The organism is Thiolapillus sp., assembly GCF_048562965.1.
GTDB lineage: Bacteria > Pseudomonadota > Gammaproteobacteria > Chromatiales > Chromatiaceae > Thiolapillus > Thiolapillus brandeum_A.
Window position 1 is genome coordinate 1 of sequence record NZ_JBHNMF010000395.1, and the last position, 3,034, is coordinate 3,034.

Genomic DNA, 3,034 nt, shown 5'->3' on the forward strand with positions numbered 1-3,034 from the left:
CCTGATTCACCTCAAAGGCCATACGCGACAACAGTGCTGCGTGCCTGTCTCTCACGCGCACCTGCAAGGTCTTGATCGGCATATTGGTCTTTGTGGCTTTCATGTGTAAAATACTCGCATACGCTGCCAGCCATGGAGAGCGAAGCGAAGGGAGATGCCTGGGAGGTCTGAGCGCGCCTCCACTCCTTCATGGCCGCACTGGCGTCATTCATGTTGACCCGCGCGGCTTTTCTCACCGCGTCAACGGTAGGAAAGCCCTCACGACCACGCGGATCAGGCTTCCATGAACGCCACCAGCTCGACGGCCAGCAGGTCTACCTCGACCTCCTGGCCGTCCATCTCGTACTTGACCCACGCCAACCCTTCTTGAGACGGCCCCCGATCCAGCAGAAGCCGACCAGGCTTCTCTTCATGCTTCACGACCACGATAGTCTTCTTCAGCCTGTCGGGATCAACTTCCTTAGGACTAGAATCATTAGAAATCAACACCGCTACCCCTGCGGGGGGGCTGATATCTGATGTACAGCATAATTAACATCGCTTGATTGCCCGGAACTCGACTCCAAGGGGTAACATTGGAAGGTGCTTGGGTATTGGCTTCGCCCAGGATGTGTTGGTATTGGGCGATAGTTTGACGGGTAAGGCCTGTAGCACTCGCTACGGCCACCTGAGTGAGCTTGACACCCTTCTCCTGCAATAAGCGGCAAGCAGCCCTTATCTTGAATTCCGTAGCTTTCTGGCGCGTCTGGTGGGTTCGCTCAGCGGCCAGCCGCTGACGCTCCTTGAGCGGTAAGTTTTTATCGAGATTCATCACACCTCGATGACATTGACTGTTGCCTGTATACCGATCCCATGTCCAACGAGCCACAGATTTAACCGTGGCTTTTACCTGGGCCGCTGTCAGGTTCATAGAAAAGCCACGCTGTCGGTAATTGTTCTTGTTGTAGGCGTAGGCTTCCAGCAATCGCATAAAGGACTGGAACGTTCCCTGCTCTTTCTCTCGATTTACAACGGAATAGGCGTAAAAGCGCAGCTCTTCAAAAAGCAGACAATGGCGTGAGTGTGATACGGCATCGAGGTCGGGGCCGGTACTCCAAGGCGGCGTGATCGCCAGATCAACATAATCGGCCAGCTCGCCTAATTCGTATTCAGTGCCGTGAATCTCCCAGGTTGACCACCAGGGATGACCAGGTGTTTTAGCAACAGGCCCACTATAGGCTGGGTCAGCGTTCAAACGCGCCGCCATTGCCTCATAAACGGCCTTCATGTACTGGATAGGCTTGGAGCGGGCATTCTCGGATGTGCAGACCGGAACAATGGCATAGAACAGGTGGGAATGACCGTTTTTACGGTTGCTCACCACAAAGTTGGGAGCTGGTAAAAGCTCATCTTCCCAAATCAGGGAATTGGAATGGTCGAGATCAAAAACAAGCCAGCTCACCATATCCGGGCGGTTGACCTGCATATACGGATAGCGAATAGCGTACTCACGCGGCCTAACCAGAGCGGCGGTTTTGTTATCGCTACAGCGAGGCAAATACGGCGCTTCCGATAGTAACCGGCTCAGCGCAGTACCTGGCTGGTAGTACCGATCTGTGGCTTGTATCGCCTGCTCTATCGGTACTGATTCCACTCGTTTGATCCCATTGGCGTTTTTTATCCCCGTTAGCGCCAAAGGAAGCCATTTATCAAGTCAACCCTATTTGATGACTTTCTTCAGGCCGCAGAAATCTTGCGGCCTGCTGGAATCTCACGTATATTAAATAAACGCGATGGCTTCCCATAGCCGTTAAGCAAAAGCTGAATACTGTCTTGATCGCCAAATCCTCCAGTGTTCAACCGAATTTATGAACCCGGCCTAGTGCCGGGTTTTTCGTATCTGTTCTTATTTCAGTCTGATTTTCACCTCTTGAAAGCCGATCTCTTCAGCATCAGCAATTGCACCATTAATTCGCTTGTAGACCTTATCAATATCCGACCTGGCTTTTGTGATCCGCTCTTGTCCACCGCTAGATTTATCAAAAACCAATAGCCACCTATCAGGCTCCATAGGGGCAGGTACGATGGTTGCTGATAACAATATCCCTTCTTGAAATAGCTGTCTAAGCAATCTAATTTCCACGATCTGCCCACCCTCAAACGAATTCAAACAACACTACCAAACTAGCACGAAAATACACTATTATGCATGTACAACGCAACAAGCATGACTCGTCGATCTTGCACATGTAATTTTGGTGCCAAAACGGTGCTGATTTGGTGCTTGCCTTGTTGGTACCAATAAGGTATAAAACTGGTACCAATTCGACACATAAACAGCACCAAACCAGTACAGGAGCGGCACCAATGATCGTACTTATAGGCAGCCAGAAAGGCGGCTGTGGTAAATCAACTACCGCCGTAAATATTTGTGCAGAACTAGCAAAAAGTGGCAGGGATGTCATCTTAGTTGACGCTGACCGTCAATGCACATCAGCTAATTGGGCGATGGATAGGTCAGGCAACGAAGCACTGCCAGTTGTCAATTGTGTCCAGAAATACGAAAACATCCGGGAAACACTCCAAGACTTAGATAAGCGCTATGAATGTGTGATTGTCGATGCAGCAGGTCGAGATAGCAGAGAGCTACGCACAGGCATGACCGCTGCTCACGTCCTACTGGTACCGTTCCGCCCGTCTCAGCCTGACCTTGATACCCTGCCGAATCTTCAGGAAATCATCACACAAGCTAAAGACCTCAACCCAGAGCTAACTGTATACGGGTTGCTAACAATGGCCCCTACCAACCCTGTTGTACAGGAAGCGGACGAAGCCCGCGAATACCTACAGGATTACCCCGAAATTCAATTACTAGAAACCATCATACGAGACAGGAAGGTATACCGAGACGCCATGAGCGAAGGCATGGGCGTGATAGAAATGAACAACCCAAAAGCCACTGAGGAAATCCAGTCTCTAATGAAGGAGATTTTTTAATGGTTAAACGCAGAGAACCTGCCACAGCAAAAAAACAGCCTACCCCAGAAGAAATTGA

Annotated in this window: 4 protein-coding genes; 1 reads left to right on the top strand and 3 read right to left on the bottom strand. The window is 50.3% G+C overall.

Annotation, left to right across the window (positions count from 1 at the left end; translation table 11 throughout):
* Positions 1–273 precede the first annotated feature (273 nt).
* The 3 genes from ACOCD2_RS15340 to ACOCD2_RS15350 all read right to left on the bottom strand — a co-directional run bounded on the left by ACOCD2_RS15340 (position 274) and on the right by ACOCD2_RS15350 (position 2,122).
* Positions 274–486 carry a transcriptional repressor KorB C-terminal beta-barrel domain-containing protein gene (locus tag ACOCD2_RS15340; protein WP_293648027.1) on the bottom strand — a complete coding sequence of 71 codons (213 nt, stop codon included), beginning with the start codon at positions 484–486 and terminating at the stop codon, positions 274–276.
* Positions 476–1,633, bottom strand: a complete 1,158-nt coding sequence (locus tag ACOCD2_RS15345) for a replication initiation protein (protein WP_293648029.1) — start codon at positions 1,631–1,633, stop codon at positions 476–478. The genes ACOCD2_RS15340 and ACOCD2_RS15345 overlap by 11 nt, the downstream gene beginning before the upstream one ends.
* 252 nt (positions 1,634–1,885) lie before the next feature.
* On the bottom strand, positions 1,886–2,122 hold the full coding sequence (locus tag ACOCD2_RS15350) for a plasmid replication protein RepB (protein ID WP_293648031.1): 237 nt from the start codon (positions 2,120–2,122) through the stop codon (positions 1,886–1,888).
* Positions 2,123–2,346: 224 nt separating this feature from the next.
* Between ACOCD2_RS15350 and ACOCD2_RS15355 the strand changes: the two genes are divergently transcribed.
* A complete protein-coding gene (locus ACOCD2_RS15355; protein ID WP_293648033.1) occupies positions 2,347–2,976 on the top strand; it encodes an AAA family ATPase in 630 nt (209 codons plus the stop codon).
* Positions 2,977–3,034 lie beyond the last annotated feature (58 nt).

What these genes read in the sequence shown, in the direction of transcription:
- ACOCD2_RS15355 (WP_293648033.1), top strand. Translation starts at nt 2,347, where the DNA reads ATGATCGTACTTATAGGCAGCCAGAAAGGCGGCTGTGGTAAATCAACT.